This window comes from Rhodococcus wratislaviensis (genome assembly GCF_900455735.1).
Taxonomy (GTDB): domain Bacteria; phylum Actinomycetota; class Actinomycetes; order Mycobacteriales; family Mycobacteriaceae; genus Rhodococcus_F; species Rhodococcus_F wratislaviensis.
In genome coordinates, this window is record NZ_UAUI01000011.1 from 231,150 (window position 1) to 254,703 (window position 23,554).

Annotated in this window: 22 protein-coding genes and 1 pseudogene; 16 read left to right on the forward strand and 7 right to left on the reverse strand. The window is 64.7% G+C overall.

What is annotated here, in order from left to right; all coding sequences use genetic code 11:
• The first annotated feature begins 18 nt into the window (after positions 1-18).
• The 13 genes from DTA22_RS14845 (at position 19) to DTA22_RS14905 (ending at position 13,461) form a co-directional block, all read left to right on the forward strand.
• Positions 19-1,113 (forward strand): ABC transporter substrate-binding protein, encoded by a 1,095-nt coding sequence (locus DTA22_RS14845; protein ID WP_160118512.1) that lies wholly within the window; start codon positions 19-21, stop codon positions 1,111-1,113.
• A gap of 44 nt (positions 1,114-1,157) precedes the next feature.
• Positions 1,158-2,957, forward strand: coding sequence for an ABC transporter permease (locus DTA22_RS14850; RefSeq protein ID WP_160118513.1), 1,800 nt, complete (start codon positions 1,158-1,160; stop codon positions 2,955-2,957).
• Between the two features lie 70 nt (positions 2,958-3,027).
• Positions 3,028-4,110 (forward strand): DODA-type extradiol aromatic ring-opening family dioxygenase, encoded by a 1,083-nt coding sequence (locus DTA22_RS14855; protein WP_115948486.1) that lies wholly within the window; start codon positions 3,028-3,030, stop codon positions 4,108-4,110.
• A 16-nt stretch (positions 4,111-4,126) separates the two neighbouring features.
• Entirely contained in the window at positions 4,127-5,374 is a 1,248-nt protein-coding gene (locus DTA22_RS14860) for an acyl-CoA dehydrogenase family protein (RefSeq protein ID WP_112299914.1), read from the forward strand.
• Positions 5,362-5,901, forward strand: coding sequence for an FAS1-like dehydratase domain-containing protein (locus tag DTA22_RS14865; RefSeq protein ID WP_112299915.1), 540 nt, complete (start codon positions 5,362-5,364; stop codon positions 5,899-5,901). The genes DTA22_RS14860 and DTA22_RS14865 overlap by 13 nt, the downstream gene beginning before the upstream one ends.
• Positions 5,902-5,906: 5 nt before the next feature.
• Entirely contained in the window at positions 5,907-6,410 is a 504-nt protein-coding gene (locus tag DTA22_RS14870) for a MaoC family dehydratase (RefSeq protein WP_112300359.1), read from the forward strand.
• Positions 6,407-8,980 carry a CaiB/BaiF CoA transferase family protein gene (locus DTA22_RS14875; protein ID WP_160118514.1) on the forward strand — a complete coding sequence of 858 codons (2,574 nt, stop codon included), beginning with the start codon at positions 6,407-6,409 and terminating at the stop codon, positions 8,978-8,980. The genes DTA22_RS14870 and DTA22_RS14875 overlap by 4 nt, the downstream gene beginning before the upstream one ends.
• Positions 8,977-10,074 carry a beta/alpha barrel domain-containing protein gene (locus DTA22_RS14880; protein ID WP_112299917.1) on the forward strand — a complete coding sequence of 366 codons (1,098 nt, stop codon included), beginning with the start codon at positions 8,977-8,979 and terminating at the stop codon, positions 10,072-10,074. The genes DTA22_RS14875 and DTA22_RS14880 overlap by 4 nt, the downstream gene beginning before the upstream one ends.
• Positions 10,071-10,892 carry an HpcH/HpaI aldolase family protein gene (locus tag DTA22_RS14885; RefSeq protein ID WP_112300360.1) on the forward strand — a complete coding sequence of 274 codons (822 nt, stop codon included), beginning with the start codon at positions 10,071-10,073 and terminating at the stop codon, positions 10,890-10,892. Before DTA22_RS14880 ends, DTA22_RS14885 begins: the two co-directional genes overlap by 4 nt.
• Before the next feature lie 11 nt (positions 10,893-10,903).
• Positions 10,904-11,641 (forward strand): MBL fold metallo-hydrolase, encoded by a 738-nt coding sequence (locus tag DTA22_RS14890; protein WP_160118515.1) that lies wholly within the window; start codon positions 10,904-10,906, stop codon positions 11,639-11,641.
• An 8-nt stretch (positions 11,642-11,649) separates the two neighbouring features.
• The gene (locus DTA22_RS14895; protein WP_218027710.1) at positions 11,650-12,510 is read left to right on the forward strand and encodes an IclR family transcriptional regulator; all 861 of its coding nucleotides are present in this window, start codon (positions 11,650-11,652) and stop codon (positions 12,508-12,510) included.
• 37 nt (positions 12,511-12,547) lie between these two features.
• A complete protein-coding gene (locus DTA22_RS14900) occupies positions 12,548-12,886 on the forward strand; it encodes a DUF3263 domain-containing protein (protein WP_160118516.1) in 339 nt (112 codons plus the stop codon).
• Positions 12,887-13,032: 146 nt separating this feature from the next.
• Positions 13,033-13,461, forward strand: coding sequence for a GlcG/HbpS family heme-binding protein (locus DTA22_RS14905; protein WP_112299920.1), 429 nt, complete (start codon positions 13,033-13,035; stop codon positions 13,459-13,461).
• Here the strand turns inward: DTA22_RS14905 and DTA22_RS36055 are convergent.
• The 4 genes and pseudogenes from DTA22_RS36055 to DTA22_RS36295 form a co-directional block, all read right to left on the reverse strand.
• Positions 13,458-13,616 (reverse strand): annotated as a pseudogene (locus DTA22_RS36055) (IS5 family transposase); the annotation flags it as partial. The gene DTA22_RS14905 and the pseudogene DTA22_RS36055 overlap by 4 nt on opposite strands.
• A 19-nt stretch (positions 13,617-13,635) precedes the next feature.
• On the reverse strand, positions 13,636-14,850 hold the full coding sequence (locus DTA22_RS14915) for an IS110 family RNA-guided transposase (protein WP_112299922.1): 1,215 nt from the start codon (positions 14,848-14,850) through the stop codon (positions 13,636-13,638).
• Positions 14,851-15,118: 268 nt separating this feature from the next.
• Positions 15,119-15,439, reverse strand: coding sequence for a transposase (locus DTA22_RS36290; protein WP_342769987.1), 321 nt, complete (start codon positions 15,437-15,439; stop codon positions 15,119-15,121).
• A gap of 40 nt (positions 15,440-15,479) precedes the next feature.
• Positions 15,480-15,845, reverse strand: coding sequence for an IS5 family transposase (locus tag DTA22_RS36295; protein ID WP_162181273.1), 366 nt, complete (start codon positions 15,843-15,845; stop codon positions 15,480-15,482).
• A 337-nt stretch (positions 15,846-16,182) separates the two neighbouring features.
• On the opposite strand from DTA22_RS36295, the gene DTA22_RS14925 reads away from it, so the two are divergent.
• From DTA22_RS14925 to DTA22_RS14935, 3 genes are all read left to right on the forward strand, one after another.
• A complete protein-coding gene (locus DTA22_RS14925) occupies positions 16,183-17,136 on the forward strand; it encodes an ABC transporter substrate-binding protein (protein WP_146777770.1) in 954 nt (317 codons plus the stop codon).
• Between the two features lie 48 nt (positions 17,137-17,184).
• Complete coding sequence (locus DTA22_RS14930) at positions 17,185-18,282, forward strand: Gfo/Idh/MocA family protein (RefSeq protein ID WP_112299924.1); 1,098 nt, start codon at positions 17,185-17,187, stop codon at positions 18,280-18,282.
• Between the two features lie 112 nt (positions 18,283-18,394).
• The gene (locus DTA22_RS14935) at positions 18,395-19,483 is read left to right on the forward strand and encodes an ABC transporter substrate-binding protein (protein WP_112299925.1); all 1,089 of its coding nucleotides are present in this window, start codon (positions 18,395-18,397) and stop codon (positions 19,481-19,483) included.
• 162 nt (positions 19,484-19,645) lie between these two features.
• On the opposite strand, the gene DTA22_RS14940 is transcribed toward DTA22_RS14935, so the two are convergent.
• From DTA22_RS14940 to DTA22_RS14950, 3 genes are all read right to left on the reverse strand, one after another.
• Entirely contained in the window at positions 19,646-20,554 is a 909-nt protein-coding gene (locus DTA22_RS14940) for an HAD family hydrolase (protein WP_112299926.1), read from the reverse strand.
• Positions 20,555-20,877: 323 nt separating this feature from the next.
• Complete coding sequence (locus DTA22_RS14945) at positions 20,878-21,834, reverse strand: sugar kinase (protein ID WP_112299927.1); 957 nt, start codon at positions 21,832-21,834, stop codon at positions 20,878-20,880.
• A gap of 514 nt (positions 21,835-22,348) precedes the next feature.
• The gene (locus DTA22_RS14950) at positions 22,349-23,503 is read right to left on the reverse strand and encodes a sialidase family protein (RefSeq protein ID WP_112299928.1); all 1,155 of its coding nucleotides are present in this window, start codon (positions 23,501-23,503) and stop codon (positions 22,349-22,351) included.
• Positions 23,504-23,554 lie beyond the last annotated feature (51 nt).

Consider the following 23,554-nt stretch of genomic DNA (forward strand, 5'->3'; position numbering starts at 1 on the left):
GGGCAGAGGAGATGTTCGATGACAGGCAATGAGCTCTTGAGCGGATCCATGATGTCGCGTCGTAACGCGCTCGGATTGGGTCTGGGCGGCGCGGTGGGTCTGTTCCTCGTCGCGTGTGGCGCCCGTCCCGGTGGCGGGTCAGCGGCGCCGACGGTCGACGTGTCGAGTCTGAACTCGACCGACCAGGGGCTTCTGGCGGAGGCGCAGAAGGAGGGCACGGTCACGCTGTACACGTCGAGCGTCCCGGGGACGGTCGATCAGATCGTGGCCGCCCTCGACCAGCTGAAGATCACCGTCGTACCGCAGCGACTCAACTCCGCCCAACTATCCCAACGGTTCTCGGCCGAGTCGGCGGCCGGGCAGAGCAACGCCGACGTCGTCATGATCAGTGATCCCGTCGTCCTTCCGGACTGGACGGCGAAGGGATGGCTCTCGCCGGTGGATTCCCAGCCTGCCTGGTCGGGATGGCCGGCGCAGTTCAAGGACACCTACTACAGCATCGTCGGGATCAATCCGCAGGGCATCGCGATCAACACGAACAAGGTCGACGCCACGAACGTCGAGGACTGGAAGTTCCTGCTCGAACCCGAATTCCAGGGTGCGATCCTCTCGCTCGACCTGAACAACGTCGGTGGCGTCGCGTTCCAGTTCTGGGACATGATCCGCTTGAACTACGGCGACGACTTCCTGACCCAGTTTGCAGCACAGCAGGCTCGCCTTATTGACAGTGGTGCCGCCGGTGCCCAGCAACTGGCCGCCGGAGGTGCGTCCCTCTTCGTGCCGTGCAGCCTGACGAACGCGATCGACCAGACGAACCAGGGAGCGCCGGTCAAGGACCTGTTGCCGGTGAACGCCCCCGTCACAGGTGCCGAGTTCGCGGCCACCATCTGTTCGCGCGCCCCGCACCCGGCCGCCGCCAAATTCCTTTTCAACTTCCTCATGAGCGAACAGGGACAGAAAGTACTCAACTCGGAGACGACAGCGACGTCGTCGCCGAACAACACGCCCGGATGCCCGGCGCTGCCCGCCAGCTACGTCCGACCCCGGTACGCCGAGGCGGCCACACCGGCAGTCCAGCAGGAGCTCATCCGGCTCCTCGGCATGGGGATGTAACAGACCATGCCCGAAAAGGAGGTTATGTCGAGATGGTAAATCTCATGCCGGCTCCCCCCGCCGACGCCGACACGAAGGACACCGGCGTGCGCCGCCGCATGCCACGCTCCCGGGTCACCGTCGTCGGTGCCCTGGCCGCGTCGCTCCTGGTGTTCCTCGCGGCGCTGGTGATCTACCCGATCATCAAGGCTGTTATCAGTGTGGTCGACGGGTCAGCCGCGGCCCCCGGCCAGTCGGCGCTCAGCGGCCTCTCGTCCGATCTGGGCTCGGTGTTGCTGAACACGCTCGTCGTGGTGGGCGGCGGCAGCCTGATCGCCGTGATCGTCGGTACCGGGCTGGCGTGGATCAACGAGCGCACCGACGGCGGCTTCGGCGGCCTCGGCCAGTTCATGCCAATCGCGCCGCTGCTGTTACCTGGAATTACCGGTGTGCTGGGTTGGGTCGTCCTGCTCGATCCACGCATCGGTTTGCTGAACTCGATGACTCGCTCGGTACTGGGGACGGTGGGTATCTCGGTCCCGGGCGACGAGGGACCGATCAACATCTTCTCGATGACGGGACTGGTACTCCTGACGGCACTACACCTGGTGCCGTTCGTGTACCTGATCGTCGCGCCCACGCTGAAGAATCTGGATCCCTCGATCGAGGAAGCGGCGCGGATCAACGGCGCCGGACCCCTTCGCACTGCGCTGCGGGTGACACTGCCCGCGATTGCTCCGTCCATCGGTGCAGCATGGACGTTGGCGATCATCAACGGAATCGGCCTGTTCTCCGTTCCGGTGGTCATTGGCACGACGGCCCGGATCGACGTGGTCTCGGTGCGGGTGTGGCGGTTGCTCACCAACTACCCGACCAGTACTGCGTCGGCGATGGTGCTGGCCGGCGGAATGCTCCTGGTCGTGCTCGCGTTCCGGTTCGCCCAGTCGTACTTCTTCCCCGCCGGCCGGCAAGCCACGATCGGTGGCAGGGGTGCCCGCGCCGGCCGGATCAGGCTGGGACCCTGGCGGATCCTCACAAAGCTGGTGGTGATCGTCTACATCCTCAGCGCCGTCGTCCTGCCGGTCGCCGGGTTGCTGATCGTCTCCTTCCAGCGGTTCTGGACTGCCACCGCACCCTGGAAGAATCTCACCCTCTCCCACTACGAGGACGTGCTGCTGTACAACCCGGTGACGTACCAGGCGCTGATCCACAGTGTGGCTCTCGCAGCACTCGTCGGCACGATTGCCATGGCTGTCTGCGCCTTCCTCATGCTGTACGCCCACCAGCATCGGGGCGGTGCAGGCCGGCGGACCGGGGGAAAGAAGATCCACCACCGGTTCTCGAGCCGGAAGGGCTTGATCGACCTCGTCACTTCCCTGCCGGCGACGATCCCACCGAGCCTCATCGGCGTGAGCTTCATCCTTGCGTTCAGCCGGCCGCCCCTGAACCTGTACGGCACGTTCGCGATCCTGCTGCTCGCCTTCCTGGTCATGCAGTTGCCGTACGCGGCGAGCGCGGCCGGCACCGCGACCAGCGTGGTCGGCAACGACCTGGCCGAGGCGGCGCGAATCTTCGGGGCATCCGATCGGCGCACGATGACGAAGATCCTACTGCCCCTGGCGTTGCCCGGCCTCGCGGCGGGCTGGGTGCTCGTGTTCATCCACGTGCTCGGCGAGGTCACCGCAGCGTCGCTGCTGTCGAGTACCAGCAATCCGGTGGTCGGCAGTGTCCTGCTCGATCTCTACACGCAGGGCGACTTCAGCACGATGGCGACGTTCGCGATCGTGGTCTGGGCCATCTCCTCCGTCCTGGTGTTCGCGTCCCTGTTGGTGAGCAACCGCCGATTCGCCGAATCCAAGGGCTGACCGCCCTCGGCAGAACAACTTTCACCCCAATCCACGCCGGCGTAGCCGGACATGATCAAGGAGGCACAGAGTGGCACAAATCGTTTTGGGTATCGGTACGTCACACACCGCGATGACGAAGGTACCGCCCGAATTATGGGACCGGTACGCCACGCTCGACCGGAAGCGATCCGACTACGTGTACCCGCCGGACGCGCGTGTGCTCGACTTCGACAACGGCGCGAAGTACGTGGCACAGGACATGGCGGGCAGGTCGCGGGAGCTCGAAACGTTCCAGAACCAGAGTGCGGCCGCCAACCAGGCGCTCGACACGTTGGCCGAAACTCTCAAGGCTGCGCAGCCGGACGTCACCGTGATCATCAGCGACGACCAAGACGAGTGGTTCTACGAGAGCAACATGCCTCGTTTCCTGCTCTACTGGGGCAATTCGCTCACGCTGATCCCTCGCACCACCGTCGCTGCGAGCGGACAGGACGCCGACCTCGCCAAGTACCAGGCGGCCGCTTACGGCGAGACGCGGCTCGATGTACCCGTGGCGAGCAGGTTCGGCCGTTTCGTGCTCGACCACCTGCTCGAGCACGACTTCGACATCGCGCACAGCACGTACGCCGAGCCCAGTTACGGCGGCGAAGTTGCACGTCGGTACGGACCCTCGGACGACGAGGTCGCCAGTGTGAAGAAGACCCCGGAGCACGAGCAGGGCATGCCGCACGGATTCGCCTTCGTCGTCCATCGCCTCATGAACGATCAGCCCAGCCCCATCCTGCCGATCTTCCAGAACACCTGCTACCCGCCGAACATGCCCACCCCACGCCGGTCCTACCAGCTCGGTCGCGCGATCGCCGACGCCATCGCGGCCTGGCCCGAGGACATCAAGGTCGCGGTCATCGCGTCTGGTGGGCTCAGCCACTTCGTTACCGACGAGGAAAGCGACCGAATGGTCCTCGACGCGCTGCAGCGTGGCGACTCGGGTGCGCTGCAGGCGCTTCCGCGGGAACGCATGGTCTCGGCCGGCGGCGAGTCACTCAACTGGGTGGCGCTGGGAGCGGTGATGGAGGGCACGGGTCTGTCGATGGAGTTGCTCGACTACGTACCGATCTATCGCAGTGAAGCGGCAACCGGAATCGGTCTGGCCTACGCCCGCTGGCAGTGACGAGAGGTTGAGAAAAATGGATGTGAACTATTCACTGCCCGAGGCGGCATTCGAACTGCCGCCGGAGTTGGTCGAACTGAAGAATCTGGTTCGCGACGTCGTCGACAAGGAATGCATTCCGCTGGAGCAGGACTTCCTCACCGGCCGTCCCCCGGCCGGCGAAGAGCACGGATCCGGAGACGTTCGCGGCGAATCGTTCACCGACGGCTGGCTGCCACGGGAGGCCTACGACCGGCTCACGACGGTGTCGAAACAGACCGGCCTCTACAACATCAACCTGCCGGTGGAACACGGCGGACCCGGACTCGGTGTTCTGGGCGCATTCGTCGTCGCCGAGGAACTCAACCGCTGCCTGGTCAAGCTGCCGATCTGCTACGTCCCGAACATCCTGTACTCCTGCAATGAAGCGCAACGGCCGAAGTACCTGGACCCGGTGATCGCCGGCGAGGCGTTCCCGGCGTTCGCGCAGTCCGAGCCCGGAGCCGGGTCGGACCCGGGAAACAGTATGTCGACCACGGCTATTCGCAAGGGCGACGGCTGGGTGATCAACGGTACGAAGACATGGATCTCGTACGCCAACCGCGCATCGTTCTTCATGCTGCAGGCCGTCACAGACCCGGTGAAACGGCAGCGCGGCGGGATCACGATGTTCCTCGTGGACGCCGATACGCCAGGACTGACCATGTCGCCCGTCGATGTGTGGCTGACGAACTCACCGCACACCTTCACGCTGTACCTCGACGACGTCTTCGTCCCGGACAGCAACGTGCTCGGCGAGGTCGGGGGCGGGTTCGCGCTCGGCCAGTCGTGGCTGGCGGTCTTCGACCGGCTCTCCCGCGGGTCGCTGGCCACCGGCGCTCTGAGTCGCGGTCTGGAGATCGCGACTGACTGGGCGAAGAACCGGGTGACCTTCGGTGAGCCGCTCAGTGAACGGCAGGCGATCCAGTGGATGCTGACAGACATTTACATCGATCTCAAAGCGATCCGGGCACTCTGCTACGACTGTGCTGCCCGCGCCGACCGCGGCGAGGACATCCGGTCGTACGCCGCGATGTGCAAGTTCGTCGGGGCGAACTGGGGTCACCGCTCGATGGACAACATCATGCAGATTCTCGGCGGCATCGGAGAAACGACGGAAACCCCGATTCCGCACTGGTACCGCCAACTTCGGCACGGTCGCATCGGGGGCGGGACCGATGAGATTCAGCGCATCCTCATGTCGAGGGCGATTCTGAAACAGGGCAAATCGCTATGGCAAGCGTAGGGCAGGTACAGGACATCACGCCGTTCGACCACCTGCTGGGGACGTGGAGCGAAGCACGCACCGCGCCGTATGCCGTTTCCCTCGATTCGATCCGGCGGTTCGTTCAAGGGGCCATGAACACGGACGACGTCTACGGCAATACCGATGCGGCCGTCGTCGCGCGTTTCGGTGGTGTCGTGGCCCCGCCGCTCTACCCCCTGAACGTCTTCGTTCGTGCGCTCGGAACGCCGGATCCGTTGGACCGCCTGCGCGATGACCCTCATTGGGATGCCGCGGGGGGAGTGGCTGCGTACGACCTGCCGCCGATCGACACGCCGCTCGTCAAGACCCTGAATGGCGGGACGGAGGCACGCGTAGTGGCCCTCGCGAAGGTCGGGGACCGTATCAGCACGCAGGCCCGCTATCTCGACATCACTCCGCGCGAGGGGAAGTCGGGGCCGTTGCTGATCGTGCGCGTGGAGGTCCGGTACTTCGAGCAGAACGGCATGGACCTGCTCCGGACTGTTCGCACTCTGATACGGAGGTGATGTGGATGACGATCTCAACATCGGTACGACCACTCTTCGAAGAGCTACAGGTGGGTCAGGACCTTCCTGCCCTCCAGCGAGGCCCATTATCCTCCGCGCACCTCATGCGGTGGTCGGCGGCCACCGAGAACTGGCACCGCATTCACTATGATGTGCCGTATTCGACAGAGCAAGAACGGCTTCCGGGGTTGTTGATCAGCGGGAGCTGGAAGCAGCAACTCCTAGCCGACCTGGTCGCCTCGTGGCTGCGCCCCGACGGCTGGTTGGCCGGTATCACGTTCGAGTTCCGCCGGATGAATGTCGCCGGGGAAACGTTGACGGCTTGGGGGACGATCACCGATCTGCGGGTGCAGGGCGACTACGGCTTGGTGACGTGCAACATCGGGATCACCAACGACGACGGCCAGGAGAGCACTCCCGGCCGCGCACTGGGAATTGTTCCGCTCGCCGGCGGACCCGCCGTTCCCTATCCCTGCACCTTCGAATGGGATTGGGGGCGGGACCGATGAGTGTGAGCCACGAGTCGACGACAAGCACCGAACTCGCCGATCTCGTCGTCGTCGAAATCGGCACCGGGCTCAGTGGAGCCTTCGCCGCGCGCATTCTCGGCGACTTCGGTGCCGCGGTCACCAAGATCGAGCCACCCGGCGGAGATCCTCTTCGCGATCCGTCGTGGCCGGGCGGTCTCGACGGGCTCCTCTTCGAGTACCTGAACTGGAACAAGCGCAGCGCTGTCCTGGACCTTGGCGACTCCCTCGATCGAGACCGCCTGCGGGAGCGGATACGGACCGCAGATATCGTCGTCACCAGCCTCGACCCCGCGCAGGCACGATCACTCGGGCTGACGCCGGCGGACCTGCGCTCGTGGACCCGTCAGGGCGTCGTCGTGTCCGTCACCGGCTTCGGCAGCGACGGACCGTACGCCGATCTCGCCGCGACCGAACTCATCGTCCAGGCGCTCGGCGGTGTCATGTCGATCAGCGGCGCGACCGAACGTGAACCGGTGAAACGTGGACTGCGGCAGAGCACGTACTACGCCGGACTCAACGCAGCCTATGCAGCCATGGCCGGCGTCTACGCCTCCCGCACGTCGGGTGAATCCGCATTGATCGACGTCGCTGTCCGGGACTGCGTCGCCGCGGAATTGGTGATGAACCAGTCGTTGTACGCATTCCTCGGCGTCCTGCAGTCGCGACCACCGGCAACGGCGGATCCGTTCGGCGGGTATCCGTTGCCCTGCGCCGACGGGTTCGTCACCGTGCAGGCGAGCACGGCTGCGCCCATGTGCCGGCTGGCCGAGTTGTTCGGCGAGCCGGCGCTGACGCTGCCACGCTACGCGAGCAAAGAGCGCCGGACCGCCCTGGCCGGGGAGCTGCGGGAGATCCTCGCCCCGCACCTCGAGGCCGTTGCGGCGCGAGAGCTGTTCGTCGATGCGTCGAAGGACGGGTTTCTCGTTGGAGTCGTCCAGGACGCAAGCCAGATGCTCGGCTGCGACCAACTGGAGGCCCGCGGAGCATTCCAGAGCTTTCCGAACATCGCCGGCCACACGGGCGACCCGATGCGATTCCCGGCGAGCCTCGGGAGGTTCAGCGGCTGGCGAGAGACGGTCCCGACGCGCCGGGCGCCTCGACTCGGAGAGGAATCGCAGTCGACGTCCGATGTCGGGGATGCTGCCGGGGCAGCGCGCCCCGGAGAGCCCGCACTCGACCAGTTGCGGGTACTCGACCTCAGTCAGGTGTTCGCCGGCCCCTACCTTGGTGGACTACTCGCCGACTTCGGGGCGGACGTGGTCAAGATCGAGTCACCGTATCGACTCGACCAGGCCCGCACCGACTACGGCGGATACTTCGACAACGACCCGGGTGAGGACCCGTGGAATCGGACGTCGACGTTCCAGGTGATCAACCGGGGGAAACGGGCCATCTCGCTGGATCTCAAGAGCGAGCGCGGGACGGGCATCTTCCGTCGCCTCGTCGCCGGAGCCGACATCGTCATCGAGAACTTCACTCCCGGAGTGCTTGCCCGGCTGGGGTTGGGCTACGAGGCCCTGCGGAAGATCAATCCGCGCCTGATCATGCTGTCCAACAGCGGGTTCGGCTCGACCGGTCCCTGGTCGGGATTCAAGGCGCAGGGGACCACGCTCGAGGCCACGATGGGTATTTCCCGCTACACCGGCTACCACGGCGGCCCGCCGATGAAGGCAGGACAATCCTACCCAGACTTCCTGGCCACCTGGACCGGCCTCGTCGGCGTATTCGCCGCCCTCCTCGGACGACAGCGGACCGGCCGCGGCCAGTGGATCGACCTGGGGATGTACGAACTCGGTGTGTCGGTCATGCCGGAGGCGATCCTGCGTCACCAAGTGGACGGCAAGGAGTACGAGCGCGTCGGTAACGACGAGATCGACGCACTCGCGAGTGGCGTCGTCTCCTGCGCCGGCGACGAGGAGTGGCTGGCCTTCAGTGCGACGACGGACGAACAAGTACAGCGATTGCTTCGGATCGTCTCGGGGGCCGCCGCGGTACGCGGACGTGACGTGGGAACCGCGGTCGCCGAGTGGACCACGGATCTGGAGGCGGCGAAGGCGGCCCGGACGCTGCAGGAAGCCGGAATCGCGGCCGGAAAGGTACTCGATGCGCGCGACCTCCTCGCTGATCCGCAACTCGTCCACCGCGGCTTCTACGAGGTCGTCGACGGTTTCCGCGACCTGAGCCCCCGACCGATCATCGGCCGGCCGTTCACCTGGTCGGGCGGCGGGATCGAGGTCCGCACACGCGGGCGCGCGCCGCGTTTCGCCGAACACACCACCGCCGTGCTGTGCGACGACGCCGGTGTGAGCCCGGACGAGGTGGTGGCGGACAGCAGAACCGGAGCTGTCGCGCTGACACCGAAGAATCCGTTGCCCGCGTCGGCGAACGACTATTCCGAGATGCTCGGGAATCGATCGATCCTGTCCGTTGGTGGCGCGTACAGCGACGTGGTCGCCGACGCCGTCGCGTCCCTGTGCGCGAGGGTCCCTGCAAGCGAGAAAACTACGGCGGCTGTTGCGACGGCGGACGAGCACGGAGGTGCACAATGAGTGGCCTGCCCACGATCACGATCACCGAAGAGGTGATGCGCGAGGGTATGCAGATCGAGTCGGCCGGGATCCCGGTCGCAGACAAGATCCGTCTCCTGAACTCGTTGTCACGCACGGGATTGCGACGAATCGTCGTCGGCTCGTTCGTGAGTCCGCGATACACGCCGCAGATGGCGGAGATGGAGCGGATCCTGGACGGACTGGAGCCGCAGGCCGGCGTCCAGTACATCGCACGGGCTTTCAACGCCAAGGGCCGCGAACGCGCCGCGCAGTACACCCCGCCGCTCAGCCAGGACGTGCAGATCCCGCGGTTGCACTGCCACTTCAGCGACATCTTCGTCCGCCGCAATTACAACCGTTCACAGGCAGACGAGATCGCCGGGTGGCCCGATATCGTCGCCCGGGCGGTGGCGAACTCCGCCGACTCGGTGGGCATCGGAATCGGTGCCGCATTCGGTTCGAACTTCGGGGACTTTCCCGGCGATCACGCGGCCTTCGCCATGCTCGAGCGGCAGGCCGCCCTCTGGGACGAGGCGGGTATTCCCGTCACCAGTGTGTTTCTCAGCGACCCGATGGGTTGGGTGATGCCCCACGTCATCGAAACCCAACTGAACCGCATCCTCGAGCGCTGGCCGGCAATCACGAATGTGCGGTTGCACCTCCACGACTCGCGTGGCCTGGCTCTTGCCTCCACCTATGTCGCCATCCGCACACTCGACGAGCGGCACACCCTCGAGCTGGATACGACGGTCGGCGGCATCGGCGGCTGCCCCTACGGAGGAAACGGCCGGGCAACGGGCATGGCGCCCACCGAGGACCTCGTCAATCTCCTCAACATGATGGGGGTCGACACCGGCGTCGACATCGATGCCCTGATCGACTTCGCGTGGCAACTCGAGAAGGTGATCGGCCGCCCGCTCGGTGGGCAGGTGTCCAAGGCCGGCCCCCACCCGATGGGCCACAACGCGTATTCGTCCGAGCTGCCGGTGGTCGAGACCCTCGAAGAGGCCCGGCACTTCCGACTCGGCACAGGAGTGATCAAGGAGCCGCGATGGCCGTGGCTCGCTGCAGCGAGGAGGACGTCAGCGTCATGACCGACACAACGCTCGAGCACACCCAGCTCAATCGTCTCCGCACCCGGCTCGACGCCGGTGCCGTCACCACATCCATGGTCGTCCGGTACAGCCGGAGCGCCGAGATCGCCGTCATGGCCAAAGCGGCCGGGTTCGACTCCCTCTACGTCGACCTGGAACACGCACCGCTCACCCTCGGTGAGACGAGCCAGATCTGCATCGCGGCCCAGGCGAGCGGTGTCACCCCACTCGTACGGATACCGCCTGGCCGGTTGGACGTGATCGGCCGCGTCCTCGACGGCGGGGCGCTCGGCATCATCGTTCCGCACGTGATGTCGGCGGACGAGGCCCGCGCCGCGGTTGCTGTGGCGTGCTTCCCGCCCCGCGGTGTGCGGTCCGCCGCCGGTGCCACCGTCCAATTGAACTACGCACCGCTGCCCGCCTCGACCGCGAACGAAGTGCTGAACGACGCCACCCTGGTCGCGGTGATGATCGAGGCTGAGGCGGCCGTCGAGCAGGTAGACGAGATTGCGGCGGTCGAGGGCGTCGACCTACTTCTGGTCGGAACCAACGACCTTCTCGGCGACCTCGGGATCGCCGGCCAGTACGACCACGCGAAGCTTGCCCGAGCCTACGAGCGTGTGGGTGCGGCGTGCCGAAAACACGGGAAGTATCTCGGCGTCGGTGGGCTGTCGAGTCGGCTCGACCTGGCTCGGCGCTACGTCGACAGCGGGGCGCGCTACGTCTCCGTCGGGACCGACACCGCATTCCAACTGCGGGGAGCTCGTGCTGCAATCGCAGACCTCGGACCCTTCACCGAACCTAGCGAGGAACTATGACAGTGACCGGCGTGGACATTTTGATCACCGGCTATCCCGGAGTGTCACCATCCAATGGTGGGATGGGGTGGAGTTCGGTCGGACTCGTGCGAACCGGGGAGCGGATCGTTCTCGTCGATACCGGACCGTTCGGCGCACGAGACTTGTTGCGCCGACGCCTCGCCGAGCACGGCGTCGCGCCCGACGAGGTGACGGACGTCGTGCTCACCCACTGTCATCACGACCACAGCGTGAACTGGACGATGTTTCCGAACGCCCGCGTGTACGTGTCTCGCATCGAGATGGAGTGGGCGCTTCGAGTGCCGCACGGAGAGGGCCCCGTCCCTGAACTCTACGTGCGTGAACTGGCGTCGAGCCCGGCGACAACACTGCTCGAAGACGGGGACGAGATCGTGCCGGGCATCCGCGCCGAACTCGTCCCCGGCCACACCCCGGGCAGCCTCATCGTGACGGTCGACCACGAGGACACGCGGACGATCTTCCTCGGCGACGCCGCCAAGAACCGTGCTGAACTCGTCTGCCGTCGCGCGGACGCCACACTCGACGCCCCGCTGAGCAGGGACTCGATCGCTCGGATCTGGACGCGATGGGAAGAAGTCCCCAACACCACCGTGATTCCAGGGCACGATCTCCCTATGGGGCTGATCGAGGGCGAGTGCCATTACCAGGCCGTCAGGCAGACCAGCGTGCAGGCCCGTCTCTCCGCCGATTTCGACGACCTCACCACCTTCGATCTCTCGGAAACATGAGGTCCGCCATGACATCTAGTGCTCGCGACCTCACCACGGAGGAAACCGGTGTTGCCCTCGCGGTCCCCACGACCCGTGAACACACTCGGCCCGAAGGGGGCGTGCAGAGCGTCGCCCGAGTGTTCGCACTGCTGGAGACGCTGGCCGATGCCGGCGGTGTGGCCGGCGTCTCCGAACTCGCGGAGATGTCGGATGTTCCGTTGCCGACAATCCACCGCTTCCTGCGTACGTTGGTCGCTTTGGGGTACGTCCGGCAGGAACCGTCACGCGCGTACGCGCTGGGACCTCGGCTCGTGCGGTTGGGTGAAGCCGCGAGTCGACTGCTCGAGGGGTGGGCGAATCCGCACCTCCGCCGATTGGCGGACGCTGTCGGGGAGAGCGCCAATTTCGCGCTGCTGGACGGTGCACACGTCGTCTACGTCGCCCAGGCGCCGGGGCACCATTCGATGCGCATGTTTACAGAAGTCGGTCAGCGGGTCAGCGTGCACTGCACGGCCGTCGGCAAGGCCATCCTCGCCACCTACCCGAAGTGCAAGGCTGCGCAGCTGATCGACAGAGCCGACATGCAAGCGCACACCGACCGCACGATCACGACACCAAACCAGATGATGCAGGAGCTGGACGCCATCCGAGCACGTGGATACGGTCTCGACCTGGGCGAGCAGGAGCTCGGTGTCTCCTGTGTCGCCGTCGCCCTTCCCGGTTCACCTGCCCGAGGTGCGGTGTCCATCTCCGGCCCCCAGGCACGAATGACCGAAGTGGTCATCACCGAGGCAGTACCGATCCTGACGCAGGCAGCCCACGAACTATCTCGGGAGCTCGAACTGATGACGGCTGAAGCGAAGATCCCCTATGCGGATCGCCGCTAGCGCGCGACAACAGAGCGGTAGCGAGAAAAGAGACGACATGACGGCAAGCACTCACGAGGTACTCCAGGCGGAGATGGCCAATCGACCAGCAGACATGGAATCAGACGTGTCTCGTGACATCGAGGGCGACATCAAAGTTTACCGTCGGTGGCGAGATCGACGCAGGGTGGTCGAACGGCGCAGGCAGCACCATCCCAAGGTCAGCAGAGAAGCAGAAGAGATCCTCGACTTCGCCCGCAGGTGGGCACCCTTTGGCGGCGTTCCTGAAGACGAAACCTTCGAGCGCTTCGGAATGTCCACCCACCGGTTCAAGGAACGACTCCAGCACATCGTGAACACGATCGAGGGTATCGGACCTAGATCGGCCGATCTGTAAGTTCGCGCCGCACGGATGAACGACACCGCGAGCCGACCACGATCGCCCTCGACCTTCATTGGGCGAGGCTGACGAGGGATGCCGGGAAATATGAGCGCATCTTGCAGCTAAACCAGCCGACGAACGTCGGCCGACAGGAGCATCGCATGACCATTCAGCTGGAGACCGCGAAGAAGATCGTGGCCAAAGTCCGATTCGTAGCGAGGAGTCGCGGCTTCAAGCCATTGACTGTCGTCGTGCTGGACGCCGGAGGCAACGTGATCACGGCCGAGCGCGAGGACGGCTCGTCTACGAAGCGGTTCGAAATCGCCTTTGCGAAAGCCCACGGAGCCTTGGCTCTAGGTATGGGCACGCGGGCTCTCATGACACGCGCCGAGCAGCAGCCGTTCTTCATATCGGCTGTGACCACCGCAATCGGTGGCTCGCTGATACCGGTGCCGGGGGGTGTCCTGGTCCGCAACGCCGACAAGGCACTGATCGGTGCCGTCGGAGTCACGGGCGATTCCTCGGACAATGACGAAGCAGCAGCGGTCGCGGGGATAGAAGCAGTCCAACTAGTGGCTCAGCCCGACTAGGGCATGTCTCCCAATAACTTGAGCCACTCGACGATGCCGGCGAGCAGGAATCCGGCGCGGTAGGTGAGGGCGAGTTTGTCGTAGCGAGTGGCCACCGCACGCCACTGTTTCGCCTTGTTGAAGGCCCGTTCGACCACGTTGCGCCCCTTGTAGACATCCCAGGGGCGCAAGTCGTCAAGCAGCTTGGGTGGTGCGGCGGTGGTCCCAGGCGATGTGTTCGTCGTAGTGGGTGCGGTGGCGGAGGCAGCCGTGGAGGATGCCGACGAGGCGATTGCCCAGGGCGCTGAGAGCTTGATGGTGCAGGTCGCCGGCGTCGCGTCGCTGGTCGTAGAACTCGCGGGCGCCGGGGCTGGACGAGAGTGCGCAGAATGCCCATTGGTCGATGGCATCGTAGAGGCGCCGGTTGCGGACGTGGCGGGCGAGCACCGCGCGTTTCTTGCCGGACGCGACAGTTAGCGGGGAGGTGCCGGCGTAGTTTCTGCGAGACTTGGTATCGGTGTAACGGTCGGGGTCGTCCCCGAACTCACCGAGCACCCGGGCGCCGAGTATGACACCAAGTCCTGGCAGGGAGCGGTAGATGTCGGCGTCCGGGTGTGCTTCAAAATGTGTTGCCAGGTCGGCCTCGAGTTCGGTGATCTGCCGGTTCAACTCGGCGATGAGGCCGACGGCGGCGCGGGTGGTGGCGGCGAACGCGGCGACGACCGGCGCCGGTGCGGTGAGGTGCTCGACCCGCAGACCGGCCTGGATTTCGCGGGCCCGGGTGTCGATATTGCGTTGCCGACCAGCCTTTTTGAGGGCGGATCGGATCGCCGGCAGGGTCAGGTGCGCGGCCTCGGCGGGAGTCGAGGCACGCCCGAGCACGGCGAGCGCGTCGCGGTCGTGCAGGTCGTCGAACACCTCCAACGCGGCCGGGTAGTACTCGCGCAACGCCGACCGCAGCGCATTGGTCTGCCGGGTGCGAGCCCAGATCAGATTCTGGTGTCCGCGGGCGAGGACCTTGATCGCCTCCACGTCCGCGCTGTCTCCGGCGATCGGGCGATGATTGTGCCGGTCGGTGCGCACCAGGTCCGCGAGCAGCTTGGCGTCACCGGGGTCGGACTTCGCGCCCGAGACGTGGTGCCGGTCTCGGTAGCGCGCGGCCGCGAGCGGGTTGACCGCGTACACCTGATAGCCGGCGGTGGTCAGCGCCTGCACCCACAGGCCGCGGTCGGTTTCGATGCCGACCACGACCTGACCTGGTTCTTCGGCGTGCTCGGCTACCAGTTCATGGAGCTGCCGGATGCCGGCCAGCCCTTCCGGCAGCCGCCGAGATGCCAACCTCCGCCCGGCCTCGTCCATCAGATACACATCGTGATGCTGTTCGGCCCAATCGTCGCCGACGAAGATCATCGATCACCGCCCCTTCCTTCGGTTCTCGCTCAATCAATTTCGAGCCCAAGGACACCCGGCGGCTACCTAATGGACCAGTGCTCGAGGTTGGCACGACATCCCATCAGCGCTACAGGCGACCTCACCGACCGGCCGGGGCACGCTCTACAATCAGGAATCTGAATCGACCCTCTCTCCAGGCTCTCGCAGTGCTCACCGGCCGGCGGCTCGGTGATCAGCTTCCCCCTCGTGATCCGTTTCCTGTCGAAGGCTCGCTGATCGACTCCCATTAGGACTCCGGGTCGAAGTTCGGTGGCCGCCCGCCCGCGCGGCCCTTGTTCACCCGGTTCGCTGCCTGATCGGTCTTCTCGGGGATCACCGCCTTGATGCCTCTGCTTCGCAGCAGTTCCCGGTTTGCCCGTGATGAGTACGCCTTGTCGGCCCGGACCTCGTCGGGGCGCGTGCGGTGCGCTCCGCCCGCGAGCCGCGGCACGCAGATGCCCTCCAGCACGTGGGCGAACATCGGACTGTCACCGGCTTGGCCGCGGCCGACCAGCACCGACAGTGGGCGCCCGTGACCGTCGCACGCCAGGTGCGCCTTGCTGGTCAACCCGCCCCTCGACCGGCCGATGCCGTGATCGGCAGGCTCGTCACGCAGGTTCGTGTAATTCGGTAGATCCCCCTGTGTGGCGGGCGGCGTTCGCACCGTGCTGATGGACACGGACCACTGTGGAATCGACCGATACCGCCCAGTCCAGGTTCCCGCCGGCGTCGGCCATCGCGACCAGAGCCGTCAGCACCCGATCCCAGGTTCCGTCTCCGGCGTAGCGGCGATGTCGCTTCCACACCGTCTTCCACGGCCCGAAATGCGACGGGAGATCTCGCCAGGGCAACCCGGTCCGCAGTCGATACAGCATCCCCTCGACCACCACACGATTGTTCCGGAACTTCCGCCCCCGGAGCCCATCGGAACTGGGCAACAGCAGCGCGAGCAACTCCCACTGCTTGTCCGTCAACACCTCAAACCGATCAACAACGTCTGCCACACCGAAGAGTCTGCAGCACAACACCACAAATCATTGGGAGACACACCCTAGGTCTCGAAGATCAGGCGAATGTGGAGCAGGCCCCGAGTCGGTCTTGCCGGGTGACTCGACGCCGCGAGCATCCTCGACGACTCGGGTGATTCCTTTGACACCTCTCGCCAGTAGAAGCATGAGCGGCGGAAGTCTCGCTTGCAGAGCCGATTCGGGAGTTCTCGCGAATCGAGAACTCCGATTGACTTGGGGGTGACCCGAATGGTGTGCTTCATGCCACACAAATTCAGAAGTTGAAACTCGTTGGGAGACAACCTTGCCGAAAGAACGCGTTTTGCGGACGGTGTTCGAGTCCCGTGGCTACACAAGCACAGTCGCGGACGGCACCCTCGCGATCCCGGGAGTGTCGATCGACTTCGTCGACGCCGTTCCGATCAGCAGTGCCATGAACGCAGTCGCCGACGGTCTTCAGTTCGATGTCGGAGAGATCACCTTGATTGACTACATGATCGCTCGGGAACTGGGACGTCCGCTCGTCGCGCTGCCGATCTTCCCGAACCGCAACTTCCCCCACGACCGCATCCTGTACCGAGCCGACTCGGGCATCGAGGTCCCGAAGGACCTCGAAGGAAAACGGATCGGCGTCAAGTCGTACCCACAGACCGCCCCTGTATGGGGTCGCGGAATCCTCCATGACCAGTACGGCGTCGACCTGAACCGCGTGACGTGGGTGGCGCTCGAAGGCGCTCACCTCGACGACTTTCGTAATCCCTCCAACGTCGAAATGGCGCCGGCCGGATCCAGCCTGGCCGAGCTACTGGCCAGCGGCGATATCGATGCCGCCGACGACCCCGGCCGGCCGTGGCGTGACCGCGGCGAACGCTGGGACTACGACAGCACCGAAATCAAGCCCCTCGTCCCGAACCCCGCTCAGGACGCTGCCGATTGGTACCGGAAAACCGGCGTCTACCCGATACTGCACGTCATCGTCATCAAGCAAGAAGTCCTCACCGCCCGACCCGACATCGCCCGCACCCTGTTCGACGCATTCACCACCGCCAAGCAGGCGTACCTCGACGTTCTCGACGATCCCACGGAGTTGAAGGCGCGCGGCCGTTCCATTGTCGGACCCGATTTCCTTCCGTACGGCATCAGCCCGAACCGAGCCGCGATCGACACACTCTGCGAGTTCGCCCACCACCAAAAGATTACGACGACGCGCTACCAGGTCGAGGACCTCTTCGGACCCCACGCTCTCTTCGACGAATAACCCTGCATCACCGATTATCACCCATCCAACTTCTCAGGAGCAGCACTGATGCCGAACAAGATTCGTCTGGGACTAGTGGGAGCCAGCCTCTCGTCACACTGGGCGTCAGAGTCACACTTCCCCGCACTGGCAGCCAGTCCGGATGTCGAGCTGACCGCAGTCTGCACGAGCAAGCCCGAGAGCGCTGAAGCAGCGCGCGTCGCCCTCGGAGCGCGCCTCGCCTTCCACGACTATCGCGAAATGGTGAACTCCCCGGAAATCGACGCCGTCGGGGTGGTGCTACGAGTGCCGCAGCATTACGAACCGACAAAGGCAGCACTGGAAGCCGGAAAACATGTGTACACCGAGTGGCCGTTGGCGCGGAACACTACCGAGGCGGAGGAACTCGCCGCGCTCGCCCGCGCATCGGGAGTCCAGACTGTTGTGGGGCTGCAGTCGCGGCTCAGCCCCACCCTCATGTACGTCAAGGAGCTTATCGAGTCCGGATACCTCGGCGAGGTGCTGTCATATAACCTCAGCGGCTTCCGATATGGAGGCCCCTCCGAGCGGCCGTCGAGCAGGACCTGGCTCGCCGACGCCGCCAACGGAGCGAACACGCTGACGATCGCGTTCGGGCACGTGATCGACACCCTGCGGTTCGTCGCCGGTGACTTCGCGCAGATGCGCAGCCTGCTCAGCGTGCAGACTCCGAAGTGGCACGAGACCGACACCGGTCGGACAGTAGACGTCACCGCGCCCGACGACGTGCAGGTCAACGGGCGGCTGATCAGTGGAGCGGTCGCATCGGTGCATGTGGCTGCGGCTCCCTGGGCCGGCACAGGTTTCCGCATGGAGATCTACGGCCGGGACGGAACGATGGTGGTGAGCAACAGCATCTCACCCCAGCGTGGAGAAACGCTACGCCTACAGGCTGCGCGGGGCACCAACGAACTCGCGGACCTCGAGATCCCGGGCCGATTCGACTTCCTTCCGCCCGACTTTCCGCGCGGCAATCCGTTCAACGTGGGTCAGCTCTACAGTGTCTTCGCCGAAGCAATACGCACCGGGAACAATGCTGCTCCCACGTTCGAGACCGCGGTCGACCTGCACCGTGTGCTCGATGACGTCACCCGATCGTCGGACCTAGGACACGAGACCTGCGTCTAGACACTCGCCGATGTCAGCCCCACCCTAGATACATTCCCCTTCCATCATCACCCACGCTCGGTTCCCCGCTCAATACGATCCGTAACACGTGCAGGGACGAAGGAGAGTACAAATGACAGAGCAGGACCTTCACCAGCGACTCGTTTTGTCCCGCCGTACCGCACTCGGATGGGGACTGGGCGGCGCGCTCAGCCTGCTTGTCGCAGCGTGCAGTCCGCGAGGAAACAGCGACGCATCGGTACCCGATATCGATGTGTCAGGACTGAATTCGACCGACCAGGAGCTGCTGGCCAAGGCGCAGCAGGAGGGCACCGTCACGCTCTACACCTCCACCCCGCCTGGGATTCTCGACCAGGTGGTCGCAGCCCTCGCGACACTGGACATCACCGTCGTCCCGCAGCGGCTCAACTCGTCTCAACTGTCCCAACGCTTCTCGGCCGAGGCCGCGGTCGGCAAGGCGAACGCCGACGTCGTCATGATCAGCGATCCCGCGCTCGTACCCGAATGGAGTGAGAAGGGATGGTTGGCCAAGGTCGACTCCCAACCCGCCATGGCGCAATGGCCGACCGAATTCAAGGATCCCTACTACAGCATCGTCGTCATCAACCCGGAAGGCATCGGCGTCAACACCAATATGGTCGACGCTGCGTCGGCGGAAGACTGGACGTTCCTGCTGGACCCGCGATTCAACGGCAACGCTCTCACACTCGACCTGAAAAACGTGGGCGGCGTCGCCTTCTACTTCTGGCACATGATCCGCCAAACATACGGAGACGACTTTCTTCGGAAGTTCGCCGCTCAACGGCCGAGACTGATCGACAGTGGTCCGTCCGGGGCCCAACAATTGGCCGCAGGTGGTTCGTCACTCTTCCTGCCGTGCAGCCAGACCAACGTGAACGACCAGACAAGCCAAGGAGCACCCGTCCGCGGTCTGCTACCGACGAACGCTCCGATCATGGGAGCCGAGTCAGCGGCAACCATCTCGGCGACGGCGCCACACCCGAATGCTGCCAGCTTCCTGTTCAGTTTCCTCATGAGCACACAAGGTCAACAGATCCTCAATACCGCGGCGACAGGAACGTCGTCACCCAACGCCACCCCGGGGTGTCCACCGTTGCCGGCCAATTACGTGCGGCCCGCCTATGCAGAGGCATCCACACCCGGTACCCAGAAGGAACTCATCGCGCTACTCGGGATGTAGAGGTAATCGCGAGCGTTGCGCTTCCTGGGTGACCAACGCCTGCCGCGGTAATGGAGACAATCGTTTCTTCCTCCCAACGAGATTCGATCCTTATCGACGATGGAAATGTGATCGACCACCCGCGGACCGGCTGCAATCGGATCACGTCAGCGATGACACTCGCTATCTCACGCCATTGGTCGACGTAGATGGCAGGTCAGCAAGGTCTCGGTGAACCCTTCTACTGCGACTTGTTGAGCATCTCACCAATTCTTCGAGGTAGATCGCGATACCGTCGTCGTCGTTGCTTGGAAGGACACGGTCGGCGAGGAACATGGCCTCGGGCCGAGCGTTGGACGGGCACAGGGCGATACCCGCCCATGACAGCATGAGGACGTCGTTGATCGCGTCGCCCGCGACGGCGACCTCGTCTGCGGTGATGCTGTCGGCGGCGCAAAGTTCTGCGAGGGCGCTGGCCTTCGACACTCCAGCGGCGGCCATTTCAACGTGCGGTGCGCCCGAGTGGGTGAGCTCGACGCCGTCGACTCCCGCTGACATCGCGGTGCGGTACAGGTCCGCGCCCGACACCTCGGGGTGCCGCGCGACGATCTTCACCATCGGCTCGTCCATGGCGGGCAGAAACTCCGACAGCGTCATCTCGTGCGGCTGCCGGTGGTGGTCGACGAACTCGCACAGCGCCGCGTAGGCGGGTTCGGCGACGAAACAGGTCGGTCCGACGTTCGCGAACACGACGCCGGGCATGAGGGTCCGGACGCGGCTCATTGCCGCGGTGGCCGAAGCCATGGTGATTGTCGTGGTGGCGGTGACGATAGGGCTGCCATCGGTGAGGTCGAGCACGACGGCCCCGTTCGCGCAGATCGCCTTGCCGCTGAACCCGCACGACTGCGCTAATTCGTGAACGGAGTGCGGGGCGCGGGCCGTGGCCCACACCACCTCGACCCCCGCCGTCTGGGTCGCCTTCATCGCTGCCGCCGTCCGCGCGGAGATGGTGCGGTCTGATCGGAGCAGGGTGCCGTCGAGGTCCGTCGCGAACAGTCGAACCTCTCTTGGGGAAGTCAGCTGTCGGTCCATAGATCGTTCACGTCGTTTCGGGACCTGGTCCTGGCTTGTTTGTGCGATGGTCGTTCCTTTCGGCTGCCATTGATGGCGCATCGTGAATCGTGCCCAGGAGAGTTGAGAGGACAAGGTGGACTTCGTCGGCAGTGAGTGGATGTGCGGTGGTGGACGTCTGCGCATCGTCGGCTCGAGGTGAGCATCTGTGCGGTCGGTTGGTAGCCATGTTCTTTCCGATCGTGGTTATCGATGCCGCTTGCCTGGTCGATAGCCCGGGTGTGGCTGGTGAAGGCCGTGTGGGCAGATTGTTACAGGGTTATGTGTGCGCAGCCGGCTTCTTGTCAGCGCGTGACGGGATCGGCTTGTGGTGCCAGTGCGTACGCAAGGTCGCTGACCGTGGGCGCGCCGTGCCAGTCACCGGACACTGTGCATGCCAGTGCGCCGCACACCGCGGCGGCACGGAGACTATCCGCGACGTCGTGTCCGGTCATCGTGTGGGCGAGATATCCGGCGACGAAGGCGTCTCCCGCTCCGACGGTGTCGGTGACAGTAACTGGGTGCGCCTCTTGACGGTAGAAGGTGCCGCCGACAACGGCGGCGGCGCCATCGGCACCGAGCTTGAGGACAGCGTGACCGTCGCTGAGGTCGGTCAACGCCGCGCAGGTGGAGCGAAGGTCCCGCGCGCTGGTAAACAGGTGGGCTTCGTCGAGGCTCGCGAAGACGATATCGGCCCGGGCAAGCATCGGACGGAGGGTGCTCGCAGCGGCATGCTGAGTCCACAGTGCGCTGCGGAAGTTGACGTCGAACGATATGGGGATGCCCCGGCTTCGGGCGAGTGCGATCGCATGGTTGGTGACCTCGTGGCAGCTGCTGCTCAATGCCGGAGTGATTCCGGACAGATGGACGTGTGTTGCGTCGTTGAAGATGGAGGAGTCGAGATCCTCGGGTATGAGCGTGGTTGCTGCACTTGCGGATCGGTAGTACAGCACTTCGGTTCGTTCCGCAGAGTGCCGGTTCTTGATCATGAGACCGGTACGGGCTTGCGGGTGTCGTGTGACATGTGTTCGAACGTGTTCGGCGGCGAGCTCGCGTTCGATGAGATCACCGATCGCATCGTCGCCGAGTCTCGACACCCAGGTCGCGTCGATTCCGAGTCGTGCAACACCGATTGCGACATTGGATTCGGCTCCGCCGATCGAGAGTTCGAGGCTGTGTTGATGTCGGAGGGGACCAGGTGTGGGCGAGGCCAGCAGGCCCATCGTTTCGCCCAGCGTGACAAGGGCCGGCTTCGTGGTCATTCGGGTGTCGCTTCGTAGGCTTCAGCGGTGCTGTGGAGGGCCCGGCAAGCTCGATACCGTTGAGCGCGCCCGTCTCGGGCGTTGCCCCGCGGCGGTCGTGCCCGATCGGCGCCGAACACTTCGCTGGCAGCTTCGGCAGACAAACCGTTCGAACCTATCGGTTCGGGGTAGAGCCGGTCTGGGTTCACACTGAGGCTGAGTTCAGATTCGCTGAGTGGAGCATAGGTGGGAGGTGAAGTGACGATAGCTGTTTCGGGCTGTACTCGGAGAATGACGGGAGTGGTTTCGGGCCCTGGCCCAGTTGATTCGTGGTCGGGGGCCGAGGCACGGATTCCGTCGCTTGCATTCAGGACGGTGAGGGCGAGCAGACCTTCGTCGGTGCGACGCGGTTGGCCTATGAGGGGGGCGGTCGGTGCTGTCGAGTGTATGCGCACTCTCGCGTGGCGGAGTGCGGTGTGACGAGTTCTCACAAGAGTGTGATCTTTTCGGTCGACGGGTCAACGGTGTGTAGGGGTCAGTATTTCTCGGATAGTGCTCCGGCATGGTTGACGAGTATCGCCGTGGCGGAGCGTTCGTCGTGGATCGTGCCTTTGAGGATGTCGTCCTCGGTGAAGCGTGCGAGGTAGATGTTGCGGTGGGCGAACCGTTCCCAGTCGTAGGTGACGTAGATGTACCCATCGGTGCCTTCGGTGGCGTCGGGGTAAGAGACATCGTCGCGCTCGTCGAGGAGCAGAGCGTAGGGCCAGGTGCGGCCGTCGTCTTCGCTGAGTAGGGCGCTGAGGTGGGAGCGTCCCTTCCACGCCTTGACGTTGCCTTGCTCTTCGATGTCGGTGCGGTCGCTGCGTTCATTGAAGCCGACGTGGTTGATCATGAGGAGTCGTCCGGAGGCCAGTCGTCTGATGTGGAACCGCGAGCAGGGGCCGTCGATGTGGCTGCGCTTGCCGGGTTCCCAGGTCGCGCCGCCGTCGACGGAGTAACTTTCGCCGATGCCGTCGAAGCACCGTACGAGCATCCAGAGTGCACCGTCTTGTTTCTCCACGATCATGTGTTCGTCGAAACTGCGGTTGGGCACGTCGGCGCCACCGCGGTAGTGGAATGTTCGTCCCTGGTCAGTAGTGACGTAGACGTTGGAGAACCGTTCGTCGGCCATGTCGGGATGGTCTTCGGTGGGCGGGTGGCATGCCCAGATGGCGGTGGGAAAGAGCCATTCGCCTGCAGCGGTGACGGTCGGCTTGTTCATCATCAGACCGTTGCCGATGCGGCGCGGCGGTGACCATTGGGGGTCGGAATCGTCGGGGTTCTCGCAGATTGAAACCCACACGCCCACTCGGCCGTCGAAGAAGTCTCGGCTTTGGTTCCAGGTCATCCAGAGTCGGCCGAGGGGGTCCGCCCACAGGCACGGGTCGTAGGCACGGATTTCGGGGTCTGGATGTGAGACGACGAATCGCACGTGTTCCCATGTGGCGCCGTTGTCGTCGCTGGTGTCGACCACGACGAAGTTGCCCCCTTTCTCGGTGTCTTCGCCGGTGTAGAAGTTGACGTAGAGGCGGCCGCCTCTGGTTCGTTCGATGGACGGGATGCCTTGCCACTGGCGGAACGGGTCGAGGTATTTGCGCTGTTGGGGGCGGTCAAGGACTTCTGCTGGGGTGAGGGTGGCGTCGAGGGGCACAGTGTTGCTCCATTCTGGTGTGTTCTTGCGTAGTTGCGCGCACGAAGGGGG